At 46.1% G+C, this 3,426-nt stretch carries 4 protein-coding genes and 1 pseudogene; 3 read left to right on the top strand and 2 right to left on the bottom strand.

The features are described 5' to 3' along the window. From RMO35_RS00555 to RMO35_RS00545, 3 genes and pseudogenes are all read left to right on the top strand, one after another. Positions 1-286: pseudogene (locus RMO35_RS00555) on the top strand (hypothetical protein); the annotation flags it as partial. A gap of 285 nt (positions 287-571) precedes the next feature. Then, positions 572-1,738 carry an iron-containing redox enzyme family protein gene (locus RMO35_RS00550; protein WP_309737826.1) on the top strand — a complete coding sequence of 389 codons (1,167 nt, stop codon included), beginning with the start codon at positions 572-574 and terminating at the stop codon, positions 1,736-1,738. Between the two features lie 7 nt (positions 1,739-1,745). Continuing rightward, positions 1,746-2,501, top strand: coding sequence for an SAM-dependent methyltransferase (locus RMO35_RS00545; RefSeq protein WP_309737825.1), 756 nt, complete (start codon positions 1,746-1,748; stop codon positions 2,499-2,501). A gap of 153 nt (positions 2,502-2,654) precedes the next feature. On the opposite strand, the gene xseB is transcribed toward RMO35_RS00545, so the two are convergent. Then, complete coding sequence (gene xseB, locus RMO35_RS00540) at positions 2,655-2,861, bottom strand: exodeoxyribonuclease VII small subunit (RefSeq protein WP_309737824.1); 207 nt, start codon at positions 2,859-2,861, stop codon at positions 2,655-2,657. Next, positions 2,845-3,426, bottom strand: a 582-nt coding sequence (locus tag RMO35_RS00535) for an exodeoxyribonuclease VII large subunit (RefSeq protein WP_309737823.1), incomplete at its 5' end; no start/stop codon positions are given. The genes RMO35_RS00535 and xseB, both read right to left, overlap by 17 nt.

Raw genomic sequence — 3,426 nt, 5'->3', positions numbered from 1 at the left:
GGTACAGCAATATAATCTACCAGTCAATCAGCTCGGTAGACTGACAGTTACGCCTAACTTTGAGTTGACAGAAATGGCAAATAAAGTCGGCAAAATCTACGCCTCGGGTGCGATTACTTTGGGTAATTACTATGCGCCTGTCGATAGTTTTTTAGGCTTGCAATATGCCGCGTTTAATATCGTGCAGGATTTACTAGATCGAAAAGCGATCGAGCTAAAGCCAGTAGTGTTGACTCGATCGCTTTTGCAATGGTGGAAGTGGGTAAATAATCGATCGCCAGATTAGATTTCAGACATCTGGCTCGAAATTGCATCGTTAATGGCGATCGAACGGTCAGCAAAAATGATTCAGGCGTCACTCCGCAATGCAAAATAGATAGCCAGCGTCAAACAGATCCGCACACTCAGCCATCAAAGTAGCCTGGGGTGGGTACTCTCATGTCTGTAACAAATACTACTTTTATCCGCTACTTGTCTATCTTAAGAGAGATAAAATTATTATCCTTGCCTGAGTACATTAAGAACAGGTTGATGGCAAGATCGTTACATTAGCGCGTTGGCGGAGCCTCTCATGAGAGAGAATCGCCTCAACATTCTCTTCACTAAGAACTTACTAATTATGGTTTTATTGCGTCCCGATCTGCCTCCTATCGATGCAGTCAAGGATTTTATGTCTCCAGCAACACCAGATTACGATCGAGCAGAACAGCTATTTATTCAGCTTTTAACTACAGACAATCTCGATAGACAGGTAATTGCCAAACAGGGCAAGGAAGATGTCAAATTGGCAGTGCAAGAGTTTGAAACCGCCTTAGAAACTGCTTTAGCAATTGCCTATACAAATCGGACAACACCAGAAATCGAAAATCGGTTTTTACAGCGGATTCTCTACCGGATCAATCGACTTAATTTTATCTGGTATAAGGACTTAAATGAATATACTAACGAGCGTTCGCTGTACGTGCGATGGGTGCACGATCGGATTGAGGAGCCTTGGCAAGCCTGGGAATCAGCCCAGCTCGATCTCAATCTCAAAAACTTGTCAGCAACTGACATTAAAGCGGCATTAATCGCGCGAGGAGATGTCGATTTAGTACCGCCAATATCGGCAAATAAGCGGTATTTAAGCCACGAAATGACCCTCGATAGTTATCGTCACTTGATTGCGATCGTCTCTTTAGATGGTTTAGTAGAATCGAGTCGGCTGTGTCATTTATTAGGTGGTGCTAGCAATGAAATTCAGGCAACATTGATCCGCGTTTTACTCGAAGAATATGGCAATGGTCGCCTCAGTCGCAAGCATTCTACTTTCTTTGCCCAAATGATGGCAGAACTCAACCTCGATTCGACACCAGAAGCTTATCTAGATTTGGTGCCCTGGGAAGTTTTAGCCTCCATCAATCACAATTTTTTGCTTACCCAATGTAAGCGCAACTTCTTGCGTTACATCGGTGGCTTTACCTACTTTGAAATTGTTGGCCCTTCAGTCTATCAAGACTACATTGCCGCCGCCGCTCGGTTGGGACTTTCCGAAACCGCGAAGGGATATTGGGAATTGCACGTCAAAGAAGACGAACGACACGGACAATGGATGCTCCACAACGCCTGTTTACCGCTAGTCGATATGTATCCCCAGCACGCGTGGGAACTCGTCCTCGGATACGACCAAGACAAGTATATGAGCGGTCGCGCTGGCGATGCGATCGTCAAAATTATTCAAAATCTAACCTTTAATTAAAACCCAAATGAACTTGCTCCAAACGCTAGCAGATCGAGAAAATACCTCGGTTCAATCTCATTCGCCCAACGAAGTATTTTTCTGTCCCGAAGAATCTCAATTCTATTCCCAATGTTTAGAACGGATGGTGCTCAATCGTTGTACCAGTTCCGAGCTGGTAATTGAGTTTGGTTCTGGCGATGGTAGTCCAGTAATTTCCAGCTTACTCAGAACTCCTTTTAAAGGTAAAATTCACGGGTATGAGTTGAATTCTACCTCAGCTAAGCTGGCGCAATCGCGAATCGATCGGTATCGATTAGGCGACAAATATATCGTTCGCAATCAATGTTTTTTTGAAGGTTGGCAACAGTCTAGCGCTAATTATCTAATTGCCAACCCGCCATACTTACCTGCACCCGATAATGATATTTACATGCCATCTTTGCATGGCGGAGCTGATGGAGCGGCGATTACCAAACGTCTATTTACAATCGGTTGCGCTCGGGTGTTATCGCTAATTTCTGCCTATTCAAACCCCGTCGAAACTATCGAGTATGCGATCGATTGCGGATATCAAGTAATTGATTTCACGATTTCACCTTTAGAATTTGGCTACTATAGTTCCGAATCAAAAGTGAGAGATACGATTAGTGCGCTCAAAAGCGATCGCAAAGCGTTCTATTCGCCGAATATCTATCTACTGGCTGGCGTATTATTTGAAAAGCAAGGTCGCGGCTCCCAAGATCTATCAGCAGAACTACGACAAGTGATGACTGCTTTTTAGCTATAGCAATCCTATGTGATTGACGAGAGTATCGTAGGGTGTGTTGTCGCGTAGCGTAACGCACCGAAGAAGAATCAACTTCACTAAGTAGGGTGGGCACTGCCCACCATCTAGATTTCAAGCTTTTCTGATGTGATAATTATTTGCGCCAACCTACTTATCACCCAAATTTTCTAATAATAATTCCACCCGCTCGCTGTGTTCGGCGAGAAAATTTTCACATTGTTGCAAAGATGCGATCGCGATCTCAAATTGACTGAATACTTCAGCTAATTCCAGATCGCCACCTTCAATCTGCGCTAATATTTCCTCCACCCGATCGACTGTTTCTTCATACTTCCACTCAGTTTTCTTCGCCACGATCGACCTCAATTACGCTTACTTTTACTCGTCCCCGACCGAGTTGAATTGCCAACTCTTCACCCACAACCAATCGATCGCCATCGCGGACGAGCGTGCCATTAGTTTGTCGCACTAAAGCATAGCCGCGCTGCAAAACCAAGCGCGGATCGAGGGTTTGGCACCGCTCTCGCAGGTGTGAGTGCTGTTGGGACACAGTTTGCAATTTAGCCGCGATCGCCCGCTGGAGACGTTGCTGGAGTCCGTGGAGCCGATCGATTTCTAGTGCCAACTGGCGATCGGGCTTAATGCGTTCGCACCGCAGCCGCAAGCGATCTAATTGCGACTGACGCTCGATCGCGACTCGCTGCATGGCAGTTTTCAGCCGATCGACCCTCGCCAAATGTGCGTCGATTTCATCCTGGAGCGCGTGCACTACCAGCATCGCAGCCGCTGTCGGCGTAGTGGCTCTCGCATCAGCGACCAAATCCGCCAACGACTCATCGCGATCGTGTCCGATTCCCGTCACCACTGGCACCGGACATTCGGCAATGGCGCGGACGACAATTTCACTATTAAAACAGCT

This window comes from Chamaesiphon sp. OTE_20_metabat_361, assembly GCF_031364565.1.
This window is presented reverse-complemented; position numbering and strand designations above follow the sequence as displayed.

Coding starts and splice junctions, on each gene's coding strand:
- RMO35_RS00545 (WP_309737825.1), top strand. CDS start 1,746: ATGAACTTGCTCCAAACGCTAGCAGATCGAGAAAATACCTCGGTTCAA.
- RMO35_RS00550 (WP_309737826.1), top strand. CDS start 572: ATGAGAGAGAATCGCCTCAACATTCTCTTCACTAAGAACTTACTAATT.